At 46.0% G+C, this 26,501-nt stretch carries 16 protein-coding genes and 1 pseudogene; 7 read left to right on the top strand and 10 right to left on the bottom strand.

The annotated features are described in order from the left end of the window. Positions 1-32 precede the first annotated feature (32 nt). Together MKZ16_RS01385 and MKZ16_RS01380 are read right to left on the bottom strand one after the other, a co-directional pair. On the bottom strand, positions 33-1,649 hold the full coding sequence (locus tag MKZ16_RS01385) for an ABC transporter substrate-binding protein (RefSeq protein ID WP_076107343.1): 1,617 nt from the start codon (positions 1,647-1,649) through the stop codon (positions 33-35). A gap of 127 nt (positions 1,650-1,776) precedes the next feature. Next, positions 1,777-1,937 (bottom strand): annotated as a pseudogene (locus MKZ16_RS01380) (peptidylprolyl isomerase); the annotation flags it as partial. A 434-nt stretch (positions 1,938-2,371) separates the two neighbouring features. On the opposite strand from MKZ16_RS01380, the gene MKZ16_RS01375 reads away from it, so the two are divergent. After that, a complete protein-coding gene (locus tag MKZ16_RS01375; protein WP_076107342.1) occupies positions 2,372-3,949 on the top strand; it encodes a glycosyltransferase in 1,578 nt (525 codons plus the stop codon). A 55-nt stretch (positions 3,950-4,004) separates the two neighbouring features. On the opposite strand, the gene clpB is transcribed toward MKZ16_RS01375, so the two are convergent. The 3 genes from clpB to MKZ16_RS01360 form a co-directional block, all read right to left on the bottom strand. Beyond that, positions 4,005-6,659: an ATP-dependent chaperone ClpB gene (gene clpB / locus MKZ16_RS01370; protein WP_036687285.1), complete on the bottom strand. Its 2,655-nt coding sequence runs from the start codon at positions 6,657-6,659 to the stop codon at positions 4,005-4,007. 919 nt (positions 6,660-7,578) lie between these two features. After that, positions 7,579-8,583 carry a J domain-containing protein gene (locus tag MKZ16_RS01365; RefSeq protein WP_179090054.1) on the bottom strand — a complete coding sequence of 335 codons (1,005 nt, stop codon included), beginning with the start codon at positions 8,581-8,583 and terminating at the stop codon, positions 7,579-7,581. A gap of 176 nt (positions 8,584-8,759) precedes the next feature. Next, positions 8,760-9,233, bottom strand: coding sequence for an Hsp20/alpha crystallin family protein (locus tag MKZ16_RS01360; RefSeq protein WP_076101144.1), 474 nt, complete (start codon positions 9,231-9,233; stop codon positions 8,760-8,762). Between the two features lie 409 nt (positions 9,234-9,642). Between MKZ16_RS01360 and MKZ16_RS01355 the strand changes: the two genes are divergently transcribed. Together MKZ16_RS01355 and MKZ16_RS01350 are read left to right on the top strand one after the other, a co-directional pair. Then, positions 9,643-11,289 carry an SWIM zinc finger family protein gene (locus tag MKZ16_RS01355; RefSeq protein ID WP_076107338.1) on the top strand — a complete coding sequence of 549 codons (1,647 nt, stop codon included), beginning with the start codon at positions 9,643-9,645 and terminating at the stop codon, positions 11,287-11,289. Next, positions 11,286-14,306, top strand: a complete 3,021-nt coding sequence (locus MKZ16_RS01350; RefSeq protein WP_076107336.1) for a DEAD/DEAH box helicase — start codon at positions 11,286-11,288, stop codon at positions 14,304-14,306. The genes MKZ16_RS01355 and MKZ16_RS01350 overlap by 4 nt, the downstream gene beginning before the upstream one ends. Positions 14,307-14,355: 49 nt before the next feature. Here the strand turns inward: MKZ16_RS01350 and MKZ16_RS01345 are convergent, their stop codons facing one another. Continuing rightward, positions 14,356-15,156 carry a hypothetical protein gene (locus MKZ16_RS01345; RefSeq protein WP_036687271.1) on the bottom strand — a complete coding sequence of 267 codons (801 nt, stop codon included), beginning with the start codon at positions 15,154-15,156 and terminating at the stop codon, positions 14,356-14,358. 527 nt (positions 15,157-15,683) lie between these two features. Here MKZ16_RS01345 and hflX point away from each other — a divergent pair. Continuing rightward, positions 15,684-16,949, top strand: a complete 1,266-nt coding sequence (hflX, locus tag MKZ16_RS01340) for a GTPase HflX (protein WP_036687269.1) — start codon at positions 15,684-15,686, stop codon at positions 16,947-16,949. A 156-nt stretch (positions 16,950-17,105) separates the two neighbouring features. On the opposite strand, the gene MKZ16_RS01335 is transcribed toward hflX, so the two are convergent. From MKZ16_RS01335 to MKZ16_RS01320, 4 genes are all read right to left on the bottom strand, one after another. Further along, complete coding sequence (locus MKZ16_RS01335) at positions 17,106-17,834, bottom strand: protein-glutamine gamma-glutamyltransferase (protein ID WP_076107334.1); 729 nt, start codon at positions 17,832-17,834, stop codon at positions 17,106-17,108. A gap of 75 nt (positions 17,835-17,909) precedes the next feature. Beyond that, a complete protein-coding gene (locus tag MKZ16_RS01330) occupies positions 17,910-19,172 on the bottom strand; it encodes a helix-turn-helix domain-containing protein (protein WP_036687266.1) in 1,263 nt (420 codons plus the stop codon). Between the two features lie 762 nt (positions 19,173-19,934). Beyond that, positions 19,935-21,068, bottom strand: coding sequence for an alanine dehydrogenase (ald, locus tag MKZ16_RS01325; RefSeq protein ID WP_076107330.1), 1,134 nt, complete (start codon positions 21,066-21,068; stop codon positions 19,935-19,937). Positions 21,069-21,349: 281 nt separating this feature from the next. After that, entirely contained in the window at positions 21,350-22,576 is a 1,227-nt protein-coding gene (locus MKZ16_RS01320) for a Zn-dependent hydrolase (RefSeq protein ID WP_076107329.1), read from the bottom strand. 220 nt (positions 22,577-22,796) lie between these two features. Here MKZ16_RS01320 and MKZ16_RS01315 point away from each other — a divergent pair, with 220 nt between their 5' ends. Genes MKZ16_RS01315 through MKZ16_RS01305 form a run of 3 tightly spaced genes read left to right on the top strand, consistent with a single transcriptional unit; the run spans position 22,797 to position 26,501 of the window. Then, entirely contained in the window at positions 22,797-23,855 is a 1,059-nt protein-coding gene (locus MKZ16_RS01315; protein WP_036687258.1) for a glycosyltransferase family 2 protein, read from the top strand. Then, positions 23,852-24,979 (top strand): polysaccharide pyruvyl transferase family protein, encoded by a 1,128-nt coding sequence (locus MKZ16_RS01310; RefSeq protein WP_076107327.1) that lies wholly within the window; start codon positions 23,852-23,854, stop codon positions 24,977-24,979. The genes MKZ16_RS01315 and MKZ16_RS01310 overlap by 4 nt, the downstream gene beginning before the upstream one ends. Then, the gene (locus MKZ16_RS01305; RefSeq protein WP_038568214.1) at positions 24,954-26,501 is read left to right on the top strand and encodes a sugar isomerase; all 1,548 of its coding nucleotides are present in this window, start codon (positions 24,954-24,956) and stop codon (positions 26,499-26,501) included. Before MKZ16_RS01310 ends, MKZ16_RS01305 begins: the two co-directional genes overlap by 26 nt.

Below are 26,501 nucleotides of genomic sequence, written 5' to 3'. Positions count from 1 at the left end.
AGCTGGATTGACCAGCTTATTTTTTCCCGTTCTTATTTAAGGTAGATTTTCGATAAATCTTCAAAAATAACGACAGGCTTCAAGACTGCTTCTTCTAGACCGCCGTAGTTCTTGGAGACAGCTACAATAGTCTTAGTATTAGCAATTGGATAAATCGGTGCATCGTCAGCAATGATCTCTTGGATCTTCTTATAGATCTCACCACGTTTAGTCACATCTGCTTCTCCTGCACCATCATTGAACAACTTATCGACTTCAGCATTATTATAATGCGAGTAGTTAGAGTCTGCAGTAGATGTATACAAAATTCTGTAAGCATCAGGATCGTAACCCATAATATAACCTGCAATCGCAAGTTCAAAATCTGTTGAATTCATATCACTGAATTTCTGACCATATGCCGAGGCATCCATATTTTGCAGTTCAACTTCAGCGCCAATGGCCTTTAGCTTTTGCTGCACGTATAGTGAAATGGCTTCCTGAGCTTTATTACCGCTCGATACAATCAATCTCAATTTCAGATCGCTAACCCCTGCCGATTGCAGAAGCTCTTTGGCTTTTTCTACATCATTATCAAAAGAAGGTACGTCATTAGTATAGAACAATGCATCCGGAGTCAAAAAGGACTTCGCCGGGTCTGCATACTCGTTAGAAGTATAAGCAGCCTGAATGATTTCATCACGACTTAGGGCTAGAGACAAGGCTTGACGAACTTCTTTTTTAGCAAGAGCACCTCTATCACTGTTTGCATTGAACAACAGGTAGGACAATCGGCCTTCACTATAAGGCAGGATTTCGAAATTGTTCGAAGCCCCAATCGTTCCAACATCCTGTGGATCTAGATATTTAATGTTGATCTCACCATTCTGAAGTGCGAGATTCGCAGCATTCGTATCTTTAGCAATCCGGTACGTTATAGAATCAAGATGTGGTTTGCCACCAAAGTAGTTATCAAATCTCTCGAGTGTAACATATTCGCCTGCTTTGTATTCTTTAAATTTAAATGGGCCAGATCCAACCGGAGCAGCATTCTTGGTGCTTTTCTCTAGATCCGTCTCATTCTCAAAAATATGCTTTGGAATCGGAAATACTTGCACTAGTGTAGCTTCAAAAGCTGGGCTGACCTGCGGAAGCTTGAACTCTACAGTCAGATCATCCACCTTAACTGCCTTAACGGGTTTATCACCGATGAATAGGTTCGCTCTCAACATGCTGTTTTGCTTCTCATCGAGGATGCTATCAATCGTGAACACGACATCGTCAGCTGTAAGCTTTTCTCCGTCATGCCAAGTTAGTCCACTTTTCAGTTTCAATGTATAAGTCAGGTTATCTTCGGAAAGTGTCAGGCTGTCTGCCAAGTAGAAGGTCTTCTCTCCGTTATTCACTTGGAACAATGGCGCGTAGAGCGCTTGGTCAATCGTCAGACTGACACGATCACCAGCATAGTTCGGATTTAGAATGACAGGATCTGCAGCGACCCCAATAATTAAGTTGCCACCATCTTTTGGTTCAGTGCTTGCTGTCGATCCTTCAGTAGCCGTAGGCGTCTGATTTGTATTTGTGGAAGCGGCGTTATTTCCCCCGGAGCACGCGCTAATCAAAAATGTTAACAAAACCAAAGTAATAACTCCAGATAATCCTTTACGCATAAGTTTCTCCCCCGTGTCTATATTGTCTTTGTTTGTTTTTTATATTGTATATCGGGATACTAGGAATTACAATGGATAGCATTTCACATTAATGTAATATTGAGGGAACTGATAATTCCGACCTTTTTCATGACTCATCCCCACGCTTTAAAGTATCCACATGGTCCATACCTGAAATGACTCTTCCGAATACAGTATGCCAAGGGTCGCAATACCCCCTTGGACAATAAATCCACGAACCACACGTTGGAAAGTCAGACCGTTATAAAAACCTTGATGGACCAGCTTCATCGTGACTACTCTCCTAAACTCTGTTCAGCCACCAATATGAGCTTCAGTCTTCGCTGTCTCTTCCGGTACGTATATTTCCTCAACATCCCCATCCAGCAGAGGTCGGTATTTACCTTTGAATCATACCAGAACACATCCGCACGAGGATTCATGGCCAGTAACAGATTGATTAACTACTGAGCTTTTAGCGGTGATTTATCCATAGTCTCATTCCTGTGCTCATCTGGCTGGCATTCTTATCTAATTATCCGGTAATTGTACAGCAGATCCATAAAAATTAATATATCTAAAAAGTTCAATTTATCCAACTCTCATTTCTCATTTACTATAAGAACTTTGCGAAATAAGGATTATTACTATCTAACTGTAAATATATTGAGAACATACCTATACCTCTCGGAAGAAAGGGAGAGTCCCCCAAGGAGGCCGCAATGAATAAGACACGCGTATTAATCGGCAGCCCGATCCATCAAAAGCCCAATGTGTTGCGAGAATTTCTGAATTCCCTGCTGCGCCTGAATATTGAGCAAATCGAACTGGATTTCCATCTGATTGATGACAATGATGATGAAGCGTCCAGCCGGCTGCTCCAGGAATTCAAAAGCAAGGGTGAGCATATTTTTATTCAAAGCTCCGGCTTTCACGATGCGTACATTCGCAATGATACGACCCACTTTTGGAATTCTGATTTAGTCTGGAAAGTCGCCAACTTCAAAAACCTCATGATTAACCGAGCGCAAACCCTGAACTATGACTACCTCTTCCTGATCGACTCTGACCTCATCCTCCACCCAGATACGCTAAGACATTTAATAGGGACGAACAAAGATATTATTTCAGAAGTATTTTGGACACAGTGGCAGCCAGATACCATGTTTCAGCCGCAGGTCTGGATGCATGACGAATACAATCAGTGGGAGATACTTCCCGGCGAAAAACTGCAACCCGAGGAGATCAACCGCAGATTTCATGAATTCATAGCCAAACTACGCAATCCTGGAATCTATGAAGTGGGGGGTCTCGGCGCTTGTACATTGATTAGCCAGCATGCGTTAAAAGCCGGGGTGAGCTACAATCAGATCCGGAACATTTCATACTGGGGCGAGGATCGCCATTTCTGCATTCGTGCCGCGGCCCTTGGCATTCCGCTATTTGTTGACACCCATTATCCTGCCCTTCATTTGTACAGAGATAGTGATTTGAACAAGGTTGAAGATTTCATCAGAGAAACAACAGGGGTAAAAGCTGAATCGGCACCCACACCCATCGAGGAAAATTCCAATGAGGCTGCAGCTGCTCCTATAACCAAAAAGCGCCCCAAGCTAACCCTTACCATGGTTGTAAAAAATGAAAGCGGGCGCTTCCTGCGACAGATTCTGGAGGAACACCGCAAATATATCGATGAGGCTGTCATTATTGATGACGGCAGCACCGACAATACAGCAGCTGTCTGTCTGGAAGCACTTGACGGCATTCCCGTTCATCTCGTGCATAATACCGAATCCAAGTTCAGCAATGAAATTGAGCTGCGAAAACAGCAGTGGGAGGAAGTCCTAAAGACAAATCCCGAGTGGATTCTGAGTCTGGACGCGGATGAGATCTTTGAAGCCAGCTTTGCGGAAAATATAGATACCTTGCTGTATGCAGATGGGGTCGATCTGTTCTGCTTCCGCCTTTACGATTTATGGAACGCGAACCATTACAGGGAGGATACCTACTGGCGCTCTCATCTGAACTACCGCCCTTTTTTGCTTCGCTATAAAGAAGACTTCAACTATGTATGGAATGAATCCCCACAGCACTGTGGGCGATTCCCGGAAAATATCTTCGAGCTGTCTCATCAGCTAAGCAACCTGCGGCTCAAGCATCTCGGTTGGTCCAAAGCCGAGTTCCGGCTCGAAAAATATCTGCGTTATATGCTCCTCGACCCCGACGGCAAATACGGCTGGAAAGAGCAATATATGTCCATCTTGGATGAACAGCCTCATCTAATCCCTTGGGTGGAGTGAGGCTTACCATAAAAAGGACGTCCACAAAGCCGTTACGGTTTTGTGGACGCTTTTTTTATTCAGAACTCAATTCAGAACTCTGTGGCCCATCGACTTCTGGCTTCAGAATGGTTACCGCAAGCTCGTTGCCGGATTCATCTACCTGAATAACTGATCCCTCTGCGGCTTCACCAGCAATAATCGCACGTGCCACACGTGTCTCCAAGCTGCGCTGGATGAATCTTTTCAACGGTCTTGCCCCATACACAGGATCAAAACCTTCCTTAGCGATAAAACGCACCGCCGATTCAGTTAATGCCAGCCCGATCTCCCGTTCTGCCAGACGTAGACGCAATCCATCCACCAGTTTGTCCACAATTTTCTCGATCTCACCCAGTGTCAGCGGCTTGAACATTACAATGTCATCCACCCGGTTCAGGAACTCTGGACGGAAATGACCACTCAGTTCCTTCATCACTCTATCCTTGGCAGCTTCCGTGAGCTGACCTTTTTCATCGGTGCCTTGAATCAGATGAGGTGAACCGATATTAGAAGTCATAATGATGATTGTATTCTTGAAGTCAACCATTCGGCCTTGTGAATCAGTCAGCCGTCCATCATCAAGCAGCTGCAGCAGAATGTTAAACACATCGGGATGCGCCTTTTCCACTTCATCGAGCAGCACTACAGTATAAGGCTGACGCCGCACAGCTTCCGTGAGCTGCCCGCCTTCCTCATATCCAACATATCCTGGAGGTGCGCCGACGAGACGGGAGACACTATGCTTTTCCATATACTCCGACATATCTATACGGATCATGCCATCTTCGCGGTCAAAAAGAGATACCGCAAGCGACTTAGCCAGCTCAGTCTTCCCTACACCCGTCGGGCCAAGGAACAGGAATGAACCAATCGGGCGATTCGGATCTTTGATTCCTGCTCTTGCCCGAAGCACCGCATCGGCCACCAAGCTGACGGCTTCGTCTTGGCCCACTACCCGTTCATGCAGCGTATCCTCCAGACGCAGCAGCTTATCCCGTTCGCCTTCTACCAGTCGGCTAACCGGAACGCCGGTCCAGCGGGAGACAATATCTGCGATTTCCTCTTCAGTAACAGCCTCACGTAGCAATCTTGTATCCTGATCCTGCTGTGCCGCTTCTTCCGCTGCTTTCAACTGACGCTCCAGATCAGGAATAATGCCGTAGCTCAGTTCGGCTGACTTATTAAGATCATATTCCTCCTGTGCATCGACCAGATCCTTACGTGCTTGCTCCAGCCGTTTTTTGAGGTCGCGAATCCCTTGGATGGCCGACTTCTCTTTCTCCCAGCGCGCCGTCATCCCTAGCTGCTTCTCCTTCAGGTCAGCGAGCTCGCGCTGCAATATTTCGAGTCGGCGTTTGCTGGCGTCATCAGTTTCTTTTTTAAGCGCCGCTTCTTCAATCTCCATCTGCATCAGGCGGCGGGTCACTTCATCCATCTCACCCGGCATGGAGTCTATCTCTGTGCGGATCATGGCGCAAGCCTCGTCCACTAGGTCAATCGCCTTATCCGGTAAAAATCGATCCGTAATATAACGATTGGACAATACCCCTGCGGCTACCAGGGCGCTGTCATGGATTTTGACCCCGTGGTGGACTTCAAACCGCTCCTTCAGACCACGCAAAATGGAGATCGTATCCTCTACATCGGGTTCGCTCACGAGCACCTGTTGGAAACGGCGTTCCAGCGCAGGGTCCTTCTCTATATATTTGCGATATTCATCGAGCGTTGTGGCACCGATACAATGCAGCTCACCCCGGGCCAACATCGGCTTCAGCATATTACCCGCATCCATCGAGCCTTCGGTTTTACCTGCGCCCACAATCGTATGCAGCTCATCAATAAAAAGAATAATGCGGCCGTTGCTTTCGCGAACCTCTCTCAATACCGCCTGCAGGCGTTCTTCGAATTCACCACGAAACTTCGCGCCTGCCACAAGTGAACTCATATCCAGTGAAAAAATCGTCTTATCCTTCAGACCCTCCGGTACGTCTTTGCGTACAATCCGGTGTGCCAAGCCTTCTACAATGGCTGTTTTCCCTACACCTGGTTCACCGATCAGCACAGGGTTATTTTTCGTTTTACGGGACAAAATCCGGATTACTCGGCGGATCTCGCCATCACGACCAATGACTGGATCAATCTTGCCCGCGCGAACCTCAGCTACAAGATCACGGCCGTATTTCTCCAGCACCTCATAAGTAGCTTCTGGCTCCCGGCTGGTTACCCGCTGATGTCCACGAATCTCAGCAAGCACCGACATCAGCTTCTCACGGGTCAGCCCACGGCGGACAAAAAGATCCCTTAGCTCACGATTCTCCCCGCTCGAATCTGACACCATGGCCAGCACAGCATGCTCCACAGAAACAAACTCATCCTGCATCTTCGCCGCTTCCTTCTCCGCCTGCTCCAGCAGATGAATCAGCGATTGCGAGGCGTAACGCCGTACCGTGCTTGCTCCTGACCCGCTGATGCTCGGCTTGCGTTGAAGCAATTCATCCGTGCTGCGCATCAGCTCAGCCACAGGGATATTCATCTTTTGCAGCAATCTTGGCAGCAAACCTTCTTGCTGCTGAAGCAACGCTTTTAACAGATGGAGATTATCGATCTCCTGATGACCGCTGTCTGATGCCAGCGACTGCGCTGCAGCTACTGCTTCCTGCAGCTTTTGAGTTAATTTATTGAAATCCATAGCTCTCTCACCTTTCTATTTAAGAGTGATTATATTAAATCGGCCTTTTTGGCCGGGGATAGGTTAATTTAGCGGGATTTATCCCGCTTATTTCGAGTAACTGGCTGGTTTACGCTCAATCAGCGGGATTTTTGCCGCTCTTTTCGAGTAACTAGCTGGTTTACGCTCGTTCTACGGGATTTATACCGTTCTTTTCGAGTAACTGAACGCTTTGCGCTCATTCTGCGGGATTTTTACCGTTCTTTTCGAGTAACTGACCGTTTTGCGCTCATTCTGCGGGATTTATACCGCTCTTTTCGAGTAACTGGCCGTTTTGTGCTCATTCTGCGGGATTTTTACCGTTCTTTTCGAGTAACTGGCTGGTTTGTACTCATTCTACGGGATTTTTACCGCTCTTTTCGAGTAACTAGCTGATTTGCGCTCATTCTGCGGGATTTTTACCGCTCTTTTCGAGTAACTAGCTGATTTGCGCTCATTCTACGGGATTTTTACCGCTCTTTTCGAGTAACTGGCTGGTTTGCTCTCATTCTACGGGATTTTTACCGTTCTTTTCGAGTAACTGAACGCTTTGCGCCCAATCTACGGGATTTTTGCCGTTCTTTTCGAGTAACTAGCTGGTTTGCTCTCATTCTACGGGATTTTTACCGTTCTTTTCGCCCAACGAGCCTGATTCAGCGCATTCTAAGGCACTTTTGCTTCTCTTTTCGACCAACGAGCCTCATCTAGCGCTTTCTAGTACACTTTTGACTCTCTTTTCCCACCATAGTGCCGACTTTCACCGTTTGAGCGAAAAGTTCTTTTATAGTTAGTGGCTAAATAAGTTACTGTTCTGCAACTAGCATTCAATTCAGCCTTTCACCAATCAGAGTTGATCACAAACGAGTGAAATCACCTCACCTCTACCTCTTCTACCTATCTATTAATTACCCACTTTCGCCTTTTGCCGCTGGGTGCCAGTACTTTGACGTTTAGCTCTGGCTTCGAAAGGGCTGGAGTCTGCCAGCTTTCGGTACAGATTTTTCTCCGCTTCGCTGGTGGGTTCAGGGATAACAATCTCAATACCAAATAAAATATCGCCGTTCGCAACATTCTCACGTTTTAAGCCCTTGCCGGGGATGCGTAGCGTTTTACCGCTCTGAATTCCTGCTGGAATCTTCAATTTCACGGCGCCGCCACCCGGTAATGGAACCTTCACTTCTCCGCCCAATACCGCTTGCCAAGGAGCAATTTCAACCATGCCATATAAGTCACCATCGCGAATCTCATAAATATCATGAGGAAGAATATGAAGTGCCAGCAGCACATCGCCACCCGGAGTGTTTCCCGCGATTTTAATAATTGTACCCTCATGGGATCTGGGCGGAATGTTCACATCCACCGTTTTGTCGCTGACCTGTACTCTTACAGTGGCGCCCTTATAAGCCTGCTCCAAGGTAATATCCAGCTGCGCCTGCATAGTACTGCGGGCCTCGCCCCACGGATTGCCATTCGCACGCCCCGTTCCACTTCCCGAGAAAAAATCCAAGCCAGCCCGATCCGCCGAGCCCCGATTTCCAAAAAACATCCCGAATAAATCTTCCTCCGAAATACCAGAACCTCCCGTTGAATAAGTCCCACCGTTCCAGCTTCCACTTCCACTTCCACCAAATTTTGAATCCCAAGAAGAGGCTCCACTCGCCGCCCCTCCACTAGCTCTGCCACGTTGAGCTCCATAAAGCAGCTCTTCATCATAGAGTTTTCGTTTATCCTCATTACCAAGTACTTCATAGGCTTCAGCTGCTTCTTTGAATTTCGCCTCTGCCTCAGGGGCTTTGTTAACATCGGGATGCCACTTCTTGGCAAGCTTCTGATAAGCCTTTTTAATTTCTTGTTTAGTAGCTTTTTTGCTCACGCCCAAAGCATCATAATAGCTTTTACTAGCCACTCGTGCTTCCTCCTTTCCATACCTAATCTCATACCGACCACCATTGCACTCCGAGAAAAGACGCACCATAGCCGGAATCCTCCACTACAATGCGCCTTCTATTTCATAACACTATATTAAAAGCCCGCTGCCATCTCTAGAAGACTGAGCGGAAGTCCATTCCGCTTAATTTATGCTTATTCAGACTGCGAACCGGTAGAATTAGAATCTCCGTCTTGAATCTCGATGCGTTTACCTTGCATTTTTTGCCGTTTGGGAACTTCCAGCTTCAGCACTCCATCTTTCAAAGACGCGCGAATTTCTTCCTCGGCAATATCTTGAACATAGAATCTGCGCACATATTCACCATATCGGCGTTCTCTGCGTACAATCTGATGTTCATTGTTCTCCTCGGCATTTTCTTCCTTACGTACCGCTTTTATCGTCAAATAAGGACTGGCATAATCAATGTCGATTTCTTCTTTTTTCAAACCAGGAAGTTCAGCTTCAATCAGGTAAGCCTGCTCACTCTCATGAATATCTGTTCTGAAGGACATCGTGGAACTCTTAATCGGTGCAAAAAAATCATCATTAAAAACATCATTCAAAGACTTAGCCAGCATACCAAAAGCATCATCTCTACGTTTACCAAAAGGAACCATATCAAACATTATCCATTCTCCTCTCATTGACTTTGACTTTATTTGACCTATGACCTTATTATAGTCCCCTAACTGAGGAATAACAAAACCAATTTAAGCCGATTATCGCTCAAATTCAGGCGAATTAACTGATTTCACACGAGAAAATTAGTTCTTTTTATTTATTTGACCAATTTTGACCTTTGTTTGATCTTTCGTAAATGACACCTATATAATCATGACCCAACTTGCAGTACGATTATTATATGTTCAGACCTTCCGTTCAATACAAGCCATTAGCTTCTAATCATCTCCACGCCAGCTTTTAAACGGAGTTTCCTTACGAGCTATCAAAATTTAACGATTTAAAGATGAAGCCTGCAGAAGTGATATAATGAAAGACAAATAAAGACCATTTTCGTTACAGGAGACCAATTGTATGCAACCAACCTATGCTATGGATGATACGCAGTGGAGTAAGCTCATCCAAAATGTCGCCTATTATTTCGATGATCTTACCCTCAAGCGAGGGTTCCAATATTATAAACAAAATCGAGTGCAGCCGTTTACCATGACGGAGCCTCGTAAGATTAACGCTCTAGTTGAAGGTAGAGAGGATTACCGCGTCACCATTGATCTCGACGGCTTCACCAATTGTCATTGTAATTGTCCAGTATCAGGTCATTGCAAGCATATGGCTGCTGTGCTGCTGAATTATGCCGAACAACAGAATAGATCTGTACAGGTTCTGGCCAACGCTAAAGCTGCATCCTTTTTGCCCAAAATATCAAGCACAGCAACAAATGCCTCTATTGGAGCCGATGCAACTCGTCAGCAGCAAATGAAAGAGATGGCCAACCGCATTGCTGGCGGAAAAATCACGGAGTGGCGGGAGTATTTTGAATTCTGTGTCTCCCCTCTAGCCCATACCACCCGAAATCCTGAATATGTGAGTCGGGCCTTGTCTGCAATCAATAAATTCAAACCGAAAATGCTTCCGGAAACGGAGAAGCTGTTCACTCTGCATGCTCATCTTTTTCTGTTGGAAAAGCTTGCTAAGCCTTCTGCGCAATCCGTCGGTCAGGCCGCTTACGCCCCTTCTCTTGGTTATTACACACAGGTAGCGGTCTCAGAACTACAGGAAGTAATCACAGGTCTATTAAAAAAGACACTCCCGCTATCTCCCGAGCAAGAGCAGGATCTATGGCCGTATGTCATCGATACTTTATCTTATCTGCGGCGCGAGATGTTGACGGAGTCGCGGGATCGCTCACGGGATCAACCCTCTTTTTCTCTTAGCTATGATCTGCTGTGGAGAAACTGGATTTATCCAAATACAGGTGGAACTAAGCTTTACCTGAATGAAATCGAACAGCTGCAGCAAGCAGAGGGTGAATTAGGTGCTTCCCTTTCACAACATGCGTGGCTGTTAGCTCAGAGCCGTATGTATTACTATCTGATGGATGACCAGAAGGCTTGGGACTTATTGAATAAAGCGGCCGAGCGCCCGGGTCTCCATCCCGATGAGCTCATGAGCTTCACCTCTCCGCTGCTGGATGCAGGGGACTGGTCCCGTTTGGTGGGTTGGCTTGCTCAAATCGGTCCACTGCTGAGCAGCAGACTCTATAATCTCAATAGCTATTCAACCAGTTGGGAAGAAGCTGTTCGTCACCTGCCTGAAGCTGAGCCGCAAATGTGGGATACACTAGCCACCATGTTACCTATCTCTGGCGAAGTCTATGAAGAGAAGCTAATCACCTATGAGAAATGGCAGACCTGGATGGATTATCAGCTGTCCATCGGTAAACAGCCCTCCGAATTTCGTGTCAAAGACCTCCAACCGGTGGAAAAGAATGCGCCTGAGGTTCTGCTGCCCTTTTACCATCAGGCCGCCGAAAGATTTGTGCTGGATAAGAACAGACATAGCTACAAAGCGGCTGTGAAATTATTGAAACGATTATCCAAGCTGTATAAAAAGCTGAAACAAGAAGAACGCTGGGAAGAGTTCCTCACTGCCTTCGCCATTAGGCATAGCAGGCTCCGTGCGCTGCAAGAGGAGCTTCGGAAAGGAAAGCTAATACCATGAACATGCATTTACGCACGCTGACCATCCGGCTTGCATTAAGCCAGTATGGCGATGCTTTAATATTTGGAATGAATGAGCGCGAAGATCTCGTGCCGGGCTTGCAGCTTAAGCAGCGGCTTTTCGCCTGGCATGAAGCGTCTTTTTATGGTACGGAGTTAACCGTGCAGCCAGCTGGCGAAGGCGTGGAGCTAGTGATTCTTCCTGCTGAGCAGGTCATCCCCTTCTTTGCCGAGCAGAAGCTTCTGGCGCATATCGAATGGAGCTGGGAGGGCGATGCCGCCCAGCTCACAGAACTGGCGCCACTTTTGGCAATATGTCTGGAGCACAAACAGTATATTCCCGACATCTCAGCCTACCGCGCCGGGAGGCTGCAATGGACTTGGGACGAAGGGGCTCTTGCGCAGGTGGCAGTGGACAGTGACACTGCTAAGGGAGCCCTTGAGGCGCTAAATGGCGGCAGCGAATTTAGCCGCGGATTACGTGCGGCGTTCTCTGCCGCCGTATCGCAGCGCTATTACAGCACGGAGGCCGAGGCCGGCGACCTCCGCAGCGAATTCCCGCTTCTCTTCGATAGAAGCGGAGCACTTGCAGCGGGCATGGATACCGCCGCGTGGCTTATCGCCATTGGCTGGAAGGCGGACACCGCGCCTTTCCGGCCCGCGCTACAGCTGCTGGAGCCCGATGAGGATGAATCCTATTGGCGGCTGCAGCTGATCCTTCAGGACAAGCGCGATGAATCCGCGCTTGTTCCCATCAGGCTCGCCGATAACGGCGAGCCGTACGGCTTGTGGCCGGCCGCGTGGTCGGCTCACGTGCATGAACGGGCCGCGGGATGGCTGGAGCGCCTCCGCGGCAGTCTGCCGCCCGAGCGCTTCGCGGCGGGCGGCGATGTGCTGGCCGAACCGCTCAGCGATGCCATCGCTTGGCGGTTCTTGACGGCCGAGAGCCAGCGGCTGCTGGAAGCAGGCTGGCAAGTGCTGCTGCCGGCGTGGTGGGAAGCCGCCAGCCGGAAAAAGCCGCGCCTGCGCGCAAAGATCAGCTCCGGCGAAGACAAACGCAGCAGCGGCGAGTCGCTGTTTGGTCTCGATTCGATCATCGATTTCGATTGGCGCATCTCCATCGGCGATGCGGATCTCACTGAAGCGGAATTTGCCGAGCTGGTCGCAAGAGGGGAACGGCTCGTCCGCTTCAAGGGCAAATGGGTCTCACTCGATCCGGCTCTGCTGGCGCAAATCCAAAGAGCCATGGCGGGAATGGACAAGTCGCAAGGCTTGTCCTTCCAAGACGTGCTTCAGCTCCACTTGCTAGGAGCTGGTGAAGAGGCAGACGCTGAAGCTACGGAAGAGCAGCTGCAAGAGGATGCCGCGCGTCTGCGTCTGGAGGTAGAGCTGAACGAGCATTTGATCAGCCTTATCGGTCAGCTGGGCCAGCGCTCAGAATGGCCTAAGCCGCCCGTACCTGCAAGCCTTAAGGCGGAGCTGCGCACCTATCAGCATGAAGGATTCGCTTGGCTGACCTTTCTGCGCCGCTTTGGGCTGGGGGCCTGCCTAGCCGATGATATGGGACTAGGCAAAACAGTACAGCTCATCGCCTATCTGCTACACATCCAAGAGAACACGGATGCAAGCTCAGCCCGGCGGCAGACCGACCCACCAGGCTGGCCTTCATTGATCATCTGCCCGACCTCCGTGTTAGGCAATTGGCAGAAGGAGCTGCAACGCTTCGCGCCTTCGTTGAATGTTATGCTTCATTACGGAAGCCGCCGTCTGGACGCAGGATTCTTCTATGGCGCAGCTTCGCAAGCCGATGTGGTACTCACCTCTTATGCGACTGCCGCGCTTGACCAGGAGCTGCTGAAGGAATTCACTTGGGCGACGATCTGCCTGGATGAAGCTCAAAATATTAAAAATGCCCAAACCAAACAATCCGCTGCTGTACGTAGTTTTCCAGCACTACACCGGGTTGCCTTAACAGGGACGCCTATAGAGAACAGATTATCCGAGCTGTGGTCCATTTATGATTTTATAACCCCAGGTTATCTGGGCAGCGCCAAGTCTTTTAATGACCGATTCACGAATGCTATTGAGAAGGAACACGACGCGAAACGTACAGCGGACCTACAAAATCTAGTGAAACCTTTCATGCTGCGCCGCAAGAAAAAAGACCCTAATATACAGCTCGATCTACCTGATAAAAACGAAATGAAAACCTATGTTCATCTGACTGCCGAGCAAGCAGCGCTTTACGATCAGACCGTAAATGGACTCTTGGAACGGATGAAGAAGCTGGAAGGCATTGAGCGCAAAGGGGCAATTCTTGGAGCTCTGACCGGGCTTAAGCAGCTATGCGATCACCCGATGCTTGTAACAAAAGAGGCTATCCCTGAACTGGATACGGACAACAAGCTGGATACCAGCTTTCTTATTAACCGTTCCTCCAAACTCGAAAGACTGCTGGATATGGTCAAGGAGCTGCGCGCGGAAGACGAGCGCTGCCTGATTTTTACTCAATATGTGGGTATGGGAAAAATGCTTCAGGCGGTTCTCCAGCAGGAGCTGGGCGAACCTGTCCTTTATTTGAACGGAAGCACCTCCAAACAGGCGCGCGACCGTATGATCGAGCGGTTTCAGGCACCAGCCCCTGCTGCGGAAGATGGGTCTACACGCCCAGACGCACCGCCGTCTGATCAGCCGAATGTATTCATCCTTTCACTCAAAGCTGGGGGTGTTGGCCTTAACTTAACTGCAGCTAATCACGTATTCCACTTCGACCGCTGGTGGAATCCAGCGGTGGAGAATCAGGCAACTGACCGCGCTTACCGCATGGGCCAGACTCGTGATGTCCAGGTGCATAAGTTCATCGCCCTGGGTACACTCGAAGAACGGATTGATGAAATGCTGGAGAATAAGCAGCAGCTCAGCGACAATGTGATCTCCAGCTCAGAAGGCTGGATTACCGAGCTGTCCACTGAGGCTCTGAAAGATCTCTTTACCTTGCGTAGAGACTTAAATGACTAGCAAAAGGAACATTCGCGTAGATGCGAATGTTCCTTTTTCACAAGAATAATTACCATTGCTCGGACATTTTAAAGGTGACTGCGAGATCATCCCCGCCCGAGAGGGAGTTTACCACCAATGTGACAGGTTCATCATGGAACTCGTATGAGAGTCGCTCATTAAGCAAATTGACCGCCAGATTCGCATACGCACCAGAAATCCCTGATCCTGTACCTTGCATAATAACTTTTCCACCCGTGACCGTAGTGCAGGTATAGTTCACTAGCAGTGCCGTGTCCGTGGCAGGAATATTCGTAGTCGGTGTAGGATAATTCTCGAAGGTCCCATCAAGTGTCCCGCCTGCAACGATCATATAGCGCACTGGTCTTTTGGACATAACATCTAAAGCTGCCGGTCGAATCTCAGCCGCAAGACCTTGTGGAATAGCAAAGCCGGGACGCCTCATAAAGCTGATTGCTGCGAAGTCAGTCGATGTAACAGACACGTTATCACGTATTTCCGAAGTTATCCGGCTCACTTGAAACACTTCAAGATCAACGGCGGTCCATACACCGTCCACATCAACAAGAAAAACCTGAATCTTCATCTGCTCCTGCGAATATACAAAATTAAATTGGAATAAATCCTCTACCATGACATAGGTCTTGCTTAAGGTCTCCTGATATTGCAGCTCAAATAACTCTTCAACAAAAATGGCCTGGGGACTGACACTATTGGATAAGCCCGTAATATAACAAAACGCGCCAGCCGATCCATTGTTAACAACTTTGATCACTACTTGATCTATTGGCCGAGTACCGTCGACAGGTAAATTAATAATGGTGTTTGTGGACAGAACAGGCAATGTCATCACACCTCCTATATATCAATTCATATATGATATGTAAACATTGTTTAGAATTATTGGATGTAATTAAAATACAAGAGATGTTCCAGAGCCTAAATAGAGATTTGCCACTAAATAACGAATGTGGTAAACTCGACTTAACTTTTTATGAACGGAGGGTTACGTGTGATAGACTTTATCCGAGTTAGAACTTTGCGCGGCTAATTGAATAGCGCTAAAGCTCTGCCCATGTGCAGAGGACTCAGGATTGGTCTACCCATTTTTAAAGGTAACCCGATAATTTAACAACAGCGTGTAGGGAGGATTCTCTTCACCTCCATTCCTTTAAGAATTGAACATCCATAGAAGCCGATTAGCCAACTGCTGCTCGCAAGGGATCAAAGTGCCTCTTCCCTGCGACTGGACTGTTGTTTAATTCATTCTACCTATGGAAGGCCCTAACTCTGACGTCCTCTAACGAACCGTAAGCACAGGCAGATTGCCTGTGTTTTTTTGCGTTTATTATTTACTATTGGAGGATGAATAAATATATGGAACAAATACGAGAAAAAGCAATTATAGTCGGTGTCCAGCTTCAGAACGAAACGAATTTCGCCTATTCGATGGAAGAGCTGAGCAATCTGGCAGCTGCCTGTGACCTTGAAGTCGTAGGAGAGCTTAGTCAAAAGGCAAGTCGAATTAACCCCTCCCATTATATCGGGACAGGTAAAATCGAGGAATTATCGGCACTTTTAGAAGCACACGATGCTCCTATTGTTATTTTTAACGACGAACTGTCACCTTCACAGATCCGCAATTTGGAGTCCGCACTGGACCGTCAGGTCATTGACCGGACCATTCTAATCTTGAATATTTTTGCGGAAAGAGCGAAGACCAAGGAAGCACAGCTGCAAGTTGAAGTAGCCAAGCTGCAATATATGCTGCCGCGCCTCACAGGTCTTCGTGAGTCGCTGGGCAGACAAGGTGGCGGAGCTGGACTTAAAAACAGAGGTGCGGGTGAAACCAAGCTAGAGCTGGACCGCAGAAGAATTGAAGAGCGGATCACTGCTTTACAGGTTGAACTGCAGCAACAAGTAGCAAGACGTCAAATCCAGCGGAAACAACGGCATAAAAATGAAGTTCCCGTCGTCTGCCTTGTAGGCTATACGAACACCGGAAAGTCCAGCTTAATGAATGTCATGGTAGAGACTTACCATCCAGGTTCCAATAAACAAGTATTCGCCAAGGATATGCTGTTCGCTACACTAGAGACATCGGTTCGCAGCATTGAGCTGCCTGATCACAAAACCTTTTTATTAACAGATACTGTCGGATTCGTCAGCCAGCTTCCCCATCATCTGGTCAAAGCGTTCCGCTCCACTCTTGAAGAGGTTACCGAAGCGGACTTATTGATTCACGTAGTCGATATTTCCGATCCGCAGCATCAACAGCATATGGCGGTTACGGATGAGACGCTTAAAGCACTCGGCGCTGACCAGATTCCAACGATCTATGCCTATAATAAGGCTGATCTGACTGATTTGCCTTACCCGCAAATTGAAGGTGACAATGTCTACCTTTCCGCCAAGCAAAATAGTGGAATGGCTGAACTTACCGCTCTGATCCGCAGCCATGTTTTTACGGACTATGTCCAGTGCGAGATTCTGGTTCCATTTGATCGGGGTAATGTAGTCTCTTATTTCAATGAACATGCCCATGTTCAATCTACTAGCTATGAAGAAACAGGCACACGCCTTGAGCTGGAATGCAGAAAATCTGATTTCGAGAAATTCCGCAACGATTTTATTGAGCTATAACAAATTAGAAACGACGTGGTAGTCCTTAATTAAAAAAGAGGGATAGAGTTTTCAGAGTTATCTGAAGCTCTATCCCTTTCTTTTGTGAATAAAAAAATGAACAATACAAAAGTGCCCTCTCTTTGCATTGCTCAGTAAGTATACAATAGGCAGACGCTAGATCTTATAAATATAGTTTCTAGACCCTATTCTTGAACATACAGTGTATCGGAAGCTTCTATTGTTGGCTGCCGGTAAAACCGTTCCTGCAGATAACCGCTGTAAGTAATTAAAGTCTGGATGCACCGATTCATCCGTTAAATAGGCCGAGATATCACTCCCATATACTCTTTCCTGATTCAGAGAGTCTATGATGATCTCTCCAGTAGTAATCCCTATGCCATGGCCGTAGAACAGATCATTTTCAAGCTTAATTGCATTCTCGCCCTGCCATTCTGGCTTGCTCGGAGCATGATCGGGATTCTTGAAATATACAACGTCTCCCCGCTGCGTGTGGTCCTTGTTGTAGTTTGTGATTAAGCGTAAATTCTCGTCATAATTCCAGTCCCATAAGAACAAGTCCTTAAAATACTTATTAAAGACTCCTTCACCTATAGCTTCAATTGTCGCCCTATACAAAACAATAACCATGGCTGTCGCGCATTCGAAGGCATATAAATGTCCATTCCGAAAAATATCTTTAATCCCCACTGTGGGTTCCACGCCAGCGTTCAGCTGAAGTCCACCAATCTCTGTACGTGTCCAAAACAGCGGATTACAGCGGGAATCATCAAATGTTGCAAAATCCACTCCACTTTCATTTAAAGCTTCAGCCGATTCCACGATGCTTTCTCTCATTTTGCGCTCAAAGTCAAGGGCATCGGGTGAACGAACTTCCTTCACCATGCTTAGTCCCTCCAATGTTATAGGTTCTAAATATAGGTTATTGTACGTGTTCGTCACCGGGTTGGTGCTTAATTCTCATGATTCCCAGGCATCGACAAACCATTGGTTAAGCTGCCGTGTTTCTTCCGTCAAAATATCGAGGAAAATAGAAGTCCGATAACCCGTATCCTTCAAGCTTTTGCCCGTAATCTCTGCGATTCGGTTTAATCTATAAAGCAATGTATTAGTGTGTATATGTAAAAAAGCCGCGGATTCCTTTAAATTGCCGCTTAATGATAAATAGACAGCGATGGTTTTGAGAAAATCACTTTTATGCTCGCGATCATGTTCTTTTAGCGGATATAGCAACGGGCTTTTACGAATTCGACTGCGCTTTTGCTCCATAATAGCCGGTATATATGCCCAAAATCCAATCTCCTCGTACAATAGCAGCTCCCGCCCATGAAAAGGCAGCAGCTTTTTGATCTCCACAATGGATACCGCTTCCCAATAGGCAATAGCCGCGGACATATATTCAGTGTAATCGAGACTACAGCCAGCAGCCAGTGTGCAGCCTTCACTCTTATACATATCCTCCATTGTTTTATGCAGGAATGAAGATAATCCACCCGCCCCCTCGATCACAAAGCTGAAGGAAAACAAAATAATCAGCCGATTGTGCTCAGCCGTCAGAAATAATAATTGCAGGCCAGAATAAGAAGCCATAACCTGCCGAAACCGGAGTATTAAATGATCATCGATTACCTTGTCACTCTCAAACACGCTAATATAATATTTTTCCGGCAAAAGAATGGACCAAAATTCCGCATCCTTTTTAATATTTGCTTCGTTGTCGTAGTGGGAGGTAATCAGCTTCCAGAAAAAATCCTCATGCGTTTTATCCTGCTTCGTTTTCCAGCCTCGCTGCTTAAGTAAATAACGGCCTACGATACCTGCCGCTTTCTCAACGATATTTTCGGCATGCCCTTCTACCAGGTTGCCTGTATCTACTACCCATATGTACCCGAGAATTTCCTTCTGATGTTTGATACAAATGGCCAGCCGGGGACCAAGTCCCACCTCCAGCACCGCAGGAATTCGTATGGGATGTGCCGCGCTCTCCAGCTGCTGCATAATCCCTTTTTTGCGCAAGCCAATAATCACAGCGTTAGGTACACGCTTCCCGATAATCGTTGAAATCCGCGCGGAGTCACTCTCAAATTCATGCGAGCTGTAGCCAATCACATGATGATTGCTGTCCTCGATGGTAACTTGAGACTGTAGCGATTCACTTATCGTATCCGCCAATGATTCCATACTGTCGAAAAAACGATCAAATAATGGATCTTTATCTGTCACTAGCTTCACTCCCACCTGAAGAATAACCAAATCCTGTACTCTAGAGTGATTTCATTATAGTATGCATCCCCCTAACTGACTATAAGATAAATAGCTGGTTTAGGTGAGGGACGAGATCGGCTAGTTGAGGAAGGTGTTTGGGACGGGGATGTTTGGTGGGGGTTTTGTTGGGGGTGGTGTGGGAAGTTTTGTGGGGAGTTTTGTCGGGGTGTTTGGGAAGGTTTAATAGTTGTTGGTGTTTACCGAATGTTATAAGTGGTTTTTAGGGAATACCCCCTGGAAATTCTGTGTTTTAATCATCACACGATCATAATTAGGGAAATCCTCCCTAATATTCTGCACTTTAAGCATCACACGATCATAATTGGGGAAATCCTCCCTGATTTTCTTCCGTTTTGCGTATAAACAGGCATATTCCTCGTTTTTTAAGGAGGAATTCCCTAATAACAGCATTTATAAGCTATTTTCGCGTTTTTTTAGGGAGAATTTCCCTAAAGCATCTCTCCATCAAAGCCTTCACCATCGCAGAAGCAAAAACTAATCAAAATTAGCTTGATCTAGCCAACTTCACTACGTAATCTTTCCACCATCACACCACACGAGCAAACACCTAATGTATCTAATCACACTGAAACGCAATCTATTTACTTTAACACCGTACTGACAAACTTCCACCCGATCTCCTCCGCAAGAAACGCCAAACAGCAAGCTCCCCGCAGAGAGCTTGCTGTTTGGCTCATTCCATTATGGAACGTGTCTATTTTAGATCAATGTGAATGTCTGCTCCATGGCTTGCTCAACCGAATAAGGTGTCTCACCCAACGCTTCGGCAACAGCTTGGCAGGTGATTCTGCCATTGGCTACATTCACGCCGCTTCTTAGGCCGTCATTATCCTGAATCGCCTTGATCACACCTTTATTGGCAATTTGCAGGGCATATGGAACTGTAACATTTGTTAAGGCAATAGTTGAGGTCTTAGGAACAGCGCCCGGCATATTAGCCACGGAATAATGCAGCACGCCGTGTTTCACAAACACGGGATTATCATGTGTCGTCACTCTGTCGATGGTTTCTACAATGCCACCTTGGTCAATGGCCACGTCGACAATCACCGATCCCGGCTTCATGGTCTTGACCATTTCTTCGGTAACCAGCTTCGGTGCTTTGGCACCCGGAATTAACACGGCACCTACCAGCAGATCGGCTTCAGCCACTGCTTTCGCAATATTATAACGGTTAGAGATCAACGTATTGATCTGTGCTCCAAAAATGTCATCTAATTGACGTAGTCTCTCCGCACTGAGGTCGACTATCGTAACATCTGCACCTAAGCCAATAGCCATTTTAGCTGCATTAGTACCTACTACACCGCCGCCAATAATACTCACTTTACCTCGGCTAACGCCAGGAACACCGGAAAGAAGAATACCTTGTCCGCCGTAGTTCTTTTGCAGGAACTGCGCTCCCAATTGGACGGACATCCGGCCAGCTACTTCGCTCATCGGTGTTAACAGCGGCAAGGTGCGTCCATGAACAACCGTCTCATATCCGATCGCAAAGACACCTTTGTCTTTAAGCGCAGCAGCCAAGGCAGGCTCTGGAGCAAGATGAAGATACGTAAATAGAATAAGGCCTGGACGGAAATAGGGGTACTCCGTTGCTAATGGTTCTTTTACCTTCATCACCATTTCAGCGGAGCTCCAGACTTTTGCTGCATCCTCAATCAGTTGTGCTCCGGCAGAGACATACTCTTCGTTAGGAAATCCGCTGCCAACACCGGCTCCAGCTTCTACGAGCACTTGATGACCTTCAGTAATTAAACTAACTACACCCGCAGGGGTTATGGCAACACGATTTTCATTGTTTTTAATTTCTTTAGGTACTCCGATAATCATCATTCATCTCTCCCATCTAATGTAGATCCCTTATGTAAAGAATGATAACATATGATTAGCATTCCCATTTTGTTAAAAAATTAAAATATTATCTACCATGATTGTGTTTTTACACAAAGGATCTGACTTAACTGCCCATTAATCTTTAACCACTTTGGTACTCAACACAACCATCTTTATTATCTCATAAAAAAAGACACCCTATAGAGTGCCTTTTTGACGATTTTGTATGAAATTAAAGCGACTACCATATCGCATAATGTTATATTAAGTTACATGGACTATCTTGATAATAACAACATCACTGTTTCTAACACTACATTTACCCCTTTTTCGCAGTCTTCATAAGAGGTTAGTTCCTCTTCACAATGGCTTTTACCATTCACGCTAGGCACGAACACCATTGCGGATGGCAGAAAGCTGGCTACGAACTGTGCATCATGCCCTGCACCACTTGCGATCTTTCGACTGGAATAACCTAAGGTTTGAGCCGCTTGCTCCACCAAATCACACACATTCTGATCAAACCACACCGTATCTCGGCCCCAAAGCTTAGTTTTGCTTACTTCACAATCCAGCAGTTGCTCTGGCAAACCGTTAATAATGGCTTCCACTTCACGCACAATCTCCATATCTTTATGTCTGGCTTCAATGGTGAAAATCACTTTATTGGGAATGACGGTATGGATATTAGGAAGCACATTCATTCTGCCCATGGTATACACAAGCTCGGAATCGAGCGCCCCCAGCTTGCTCCGCAGCTCAATAATCAGGTCTGTGGCAGCAAACAAAGCATCTTTGCGCATCGCCATGGGGGTTGTGCCCGCATGATCGGATTCTCCCGTCACCTCAATCTCGTAACAGGCCATACCAACTACACAGTCAACCAGCCCAATCGCCAGCTCCTCTTTTTCAAGAACAGGCCCTTGCTCGATATGAAGCTCCAAATAAGCGGTGGCTTCGGTGATACGATTGCTCATCTCTCCCTTATATCCACTCTTCTCCAGCGCTTCACCAAAGCTAATGCCCGCTGGATCCTTTTTGTTCAACATAACACTTTTATCAAACTTTCCGGACAACACACCAGAGGCCATCATCGATGGCTCAAAACGTGCCCCCTCTTCATTCGTAAAATTCATAATCGTCACCGGAACCTTCGGCTTAATCCCGTGATCTATAAGCGTCCGCACAACCTCTAGACCCGCGATAACCCCTAGGACGCCATCAAATCTGCCCCCTTTTTTCACAGTATCCATATGCGAGCCAATCACAATCGGAGGCCCGGAAGTTTCGCCTGCCAATGTGGCATACATCGTCCCCATATCATCCATCTTCACAGACATTCCGAGCTCTTCACAACAGGCACGAAAATAATCCCGAACTTTAAGATCCTCTTCCGTCAGCGATAATCGGGTCACGCCATTTTTATCTGTACGCCCATAATCGGCAAATGCCTCGATTGTACTCTTCAGTCTCTCACCGTTCACGAATATTTTTTGCAGCTGCATCCCAGATCCCTCCGCTTCGAACGTTTTGTTGGCTTTCTATCTATGTTAAACCAAACCATAATATTTTCATTTTACATATTGTAATAATTATTATTCACATGATGCTACAACGAGTAGAGCCAGCAATAAGTAAACTAAAGTAGTATATACAATCTTTTCATACGAGGGGTAAGCTTAAGATAGCTTATCGTCCCGTTTTACACAGGAAAGGAGCGAGCCCATGAATCTAAGCCTTGTGATCCCGGTATACAATATAGAGCAGTATATAACCCCTATGTTCAATTCACTCCTTGACCAAAGCGATCCGCATTTCGAGGTCATCATCGTAGATGATGGTTCTACGGATAACACTTACAACGTTATAGAAAAGATTCTTTCGCGTAATCCCGGCCTTTTCTGTAAAGTCATTCGAACGGAGAATCATGGAGTAAGCGCGGCTAGAAATAGGGGTTTAGCTGAAGCCACAGGTAATTATGTTCTTTTTGTAGATGGAGACGATTATGTCTCCGCAGACTTGGTCTCAACCCTTCAGTCTTATACCCAAGATGAACAACCCGAGATTATTTGCTGGGGTTATAATCATGTCTCCGAAGGCAGAGAAACTCTATTGAGCTGTACCTCTGATTTCAGCGACGTGACGGGAAGTGAAGCACTGGCGCGGATTTTCGTGAACAAGAGCTTGCGAATATGGACAGGGAGTATCGCTTATAAGCGAGAATTCCTACTTCTCCACGAGCTAGGTTATACAGAACGCTGTGTGAATGGAGAGGATCAAGAGTTCATCTACAAAGCCTTGTCCAGAGCGGCCAGAGTCATCTCAATCCCGGATATACTATCATTTTATTTACAGAGAAACTCCTCCATCTCCAACAGCTATAACGTGAATAAATTTGATGTAGTGGATGCTTTTAAAAGGGTGGATGAATATTTCAAAACCTATCCCTTTGCTGAACTAGATACGATCTCCCCATTGTTAATGAACCGGGAGCTGATTGAGAACTACTTTTTCAACCTCAAAACCTGTCTAAATGGTACGGAAGGGGTAAGCATTCAGGAATTACTTCGTGACATCAACCATACCTATCCCAAGCTCAATCAAGAAATGGATGAACTCATAAGACGTTATAGAGGAGATAATCGCAGATTAACCCTTTATATCAGAACATTTTTAATCTCCCCGCTTCTATATCACAGATTCATCTCTGTGGAGAGAAGCTTATCCAGGTTCAAGCGAAACCTACTTAAAGGGAACGGAACCCGAAAGGAATCTAGAATATGAAAAAAATGCTGATATACGCCTATACTGAATTTAATCTGGGCGATGATCTATTCATTAAGGTGCTATGCGAAAGATATCCGGATACCAGATTCAGAATCTGCGCACCACGCCTCTATAAACTATGTTTCAAAGAGATCCCTAACCTCAAAGTGTATCCTTCCGATTCCCTTCTTCTAAGAGGCATTGGCTATATTTGCAGGAAGCTAAAGATACATAATGTGGCTCACAAATATCTGGCAGATCACTCAGATGGCGTCGTTCATATCGGCGGCTCGATTTTCATGGAGGCAGACCACTGGGCAGAGCATTTCAAGAATGCAGAAATCATTCGTAATCAAAATAAGCCTTACTATCTGTTAGGATCTAATTTTGGCCCTTTTACAAATCAAGAATACTATGATGAGCACAAGCGGATTTTCAAGGATTATACAGATATATGTTTCAGAGAACAGTATTCTTATGATTTATTTAAGGATCTGGATAATGTCCGCTTAGCCCCAGATATTATTTTTCAGCTAGACCCGCCAGATATTCCAAACGAACCGGAGGATTACATCGTCTTATCCGTTATTAAACCTTCTGCGAAAGGTCTGAACGGTTTTGACAACCTCTATTATGAAAAAATGAAAGAACTCGCAATTTATTTCATTGAAAAAGGTTACGCGGTTCATTTCATGTCATTTTGCGAACACGAAGGCGATCAACTGGCAATTGAAGAGATTCAGCGCCTTATCGGTCCCTCCTACAAGGATGCTATGCAAGTGCATTTATATAAAACGAACATGGAAGAAGTATTGTCCGTGTTAGCTAATGCCAGATCTATTGTGGCTTCAAGATTCCATGCAATGATTCTGGGCTGGGTATTTAATAAACCGGTATTCCCCGTAGCCTACAGCAAAAAAATGATCAATGTAATGAAAGATGTTGGGTTCACAGGTCTGTATGCCGATTTCAATACGCTGGAACAGGTCCAGCCTGCACAGATTTTTGAAAGTATGATCACCTGCTCTATGGATGTCACACTGCAAGCAAAACAAGCCGAAAGGCATTTCGAGCATCTAGATACGTATTTATCGCTTTACGAAAGGGGGATTCGTTATGAAAGCCAAGCGGAGCATTCTTAACTTATCCTTTGGACTGGGAAGTCAACTCATCACGATCATCCTCGGTTTTTTTATACCCAGACTGATAATGGTCAACTATGGCTCTGAGGCCAATGGGTTGATCGCTTCGATTGTGCAGATTATTAGTTATTTGGCGCTGCTGGAAGCAGGTGTTGGAGCGGCCTCGATCCAAGCGCTTTATAAGCCGGTAGCTTCGAATAATAAAAACAATATTAACTCTATTCTGGCTGCCACCTCCAGCTATTATAAAAAAACAGGCATTTACTATTTCTTCGCCGTACTGCTACTCGCCATCGTGTACCCGCTGGTGATCTCTTCTGAGATCGATAAATTATCGATTATGGTCATTATTTTGCTTACAGGGATGGGCGGTGCGATCAATTATTATTTTCAGGGAAAATTCAAGGTCCTGCTCGCTGCGGAGGGAAAAAGCTATGTAGAGACTTCTATTGTCACTGTAGCTAATATTATGAACAGCCTGATCCGGATTCTGTTATTACTGCAAGGTGTGGACATTATTGCCGTTCAAGCTTCCTATTTTATCTTAACCTTACTTCAAATTATCGCTTTCTATATTTATATGAATAAGAATTACAAGTGGATCAACCTGAATCTCAAACCAGACTATGAAGCTATTGGCCAAAAGAATTCCGTATTAGTCCATGAAATCTCCTACTTGGTGTTTAGAAATACGGACGTACTCATATTAACCATCTTTACGAATCTAAAAATCGTCAGTATCTATGTTATGTACAATATGATTTTTACGATCGTGGATAATATCGTCCAGACCATAAACGGAAGTGTGAAGGCTGCCCTCGGGCAAAGCTACCATGAGAGCAAAGAAGCATTTATTAAATTTTATGATGCTTACGAAGTGTATTTCATGGGGCTTATCTTCTCGATTCTAACGGTGGCTTACATTTTGATTTTACCCTTTATGAAATTGTATACGGCTGGGGTAAACGACGTGAATTACATTGATATGTGGCTGCCGATCCTGTTCGTAGTCATCAAATTATTAACCAATGCCAGAACGTCTTCCAATAATGTGATTACCATCGCTGGACATTTCAAAAAAACACAAAACCGTTCCATTCTGGAATCCGCCATTAATCTGGTGGCTTCTATTGTCTTCGTAATCTTCATGGGAATTTACGGTGTACTAATGGGAACGATAGCTGCCCTCTTATACCGCTCCATAGATATTGTAATCTATGCCAGCAAACATTTACTGGACCGCAGTCCTTGGGTCACTTTTAGAAGATGGCTCACGAATGCAGTAGTTTTTGTAGGTATTATTCTCATCACCACCGCCATCGACATCCCGATCCATTCCTATCTGGGGCTTATGATCTGGGGTGTACTTCTAGGATTTGTGATCTTGCCTGTATATTTCGTAATCGGCTCTTTAATGGAACGGGAAGTCTTCCTCTATACATGGGAACATCTCAAAAAGTATCGATATAAACTCAAAAATAAAATTAACGCTCAGCCTGAGGTAAGTGGTTTATCCAAATAA

The organism is Paenibacillus sp. FSL R5-0928 (assembly GCF_037970385.1).
Lineage (GTDB): Bacteria > Bacillota > Bacilli > Paenibacillales > Paenibacillaceae > Paenibacillus_AQ > Paenibacillus_AQ odorifer.
The sequence above is the reverse complement of the archived record's forward strand: the minus strand, read 5'-3'. Positions and strand labels throughout refer to the sequence as shown.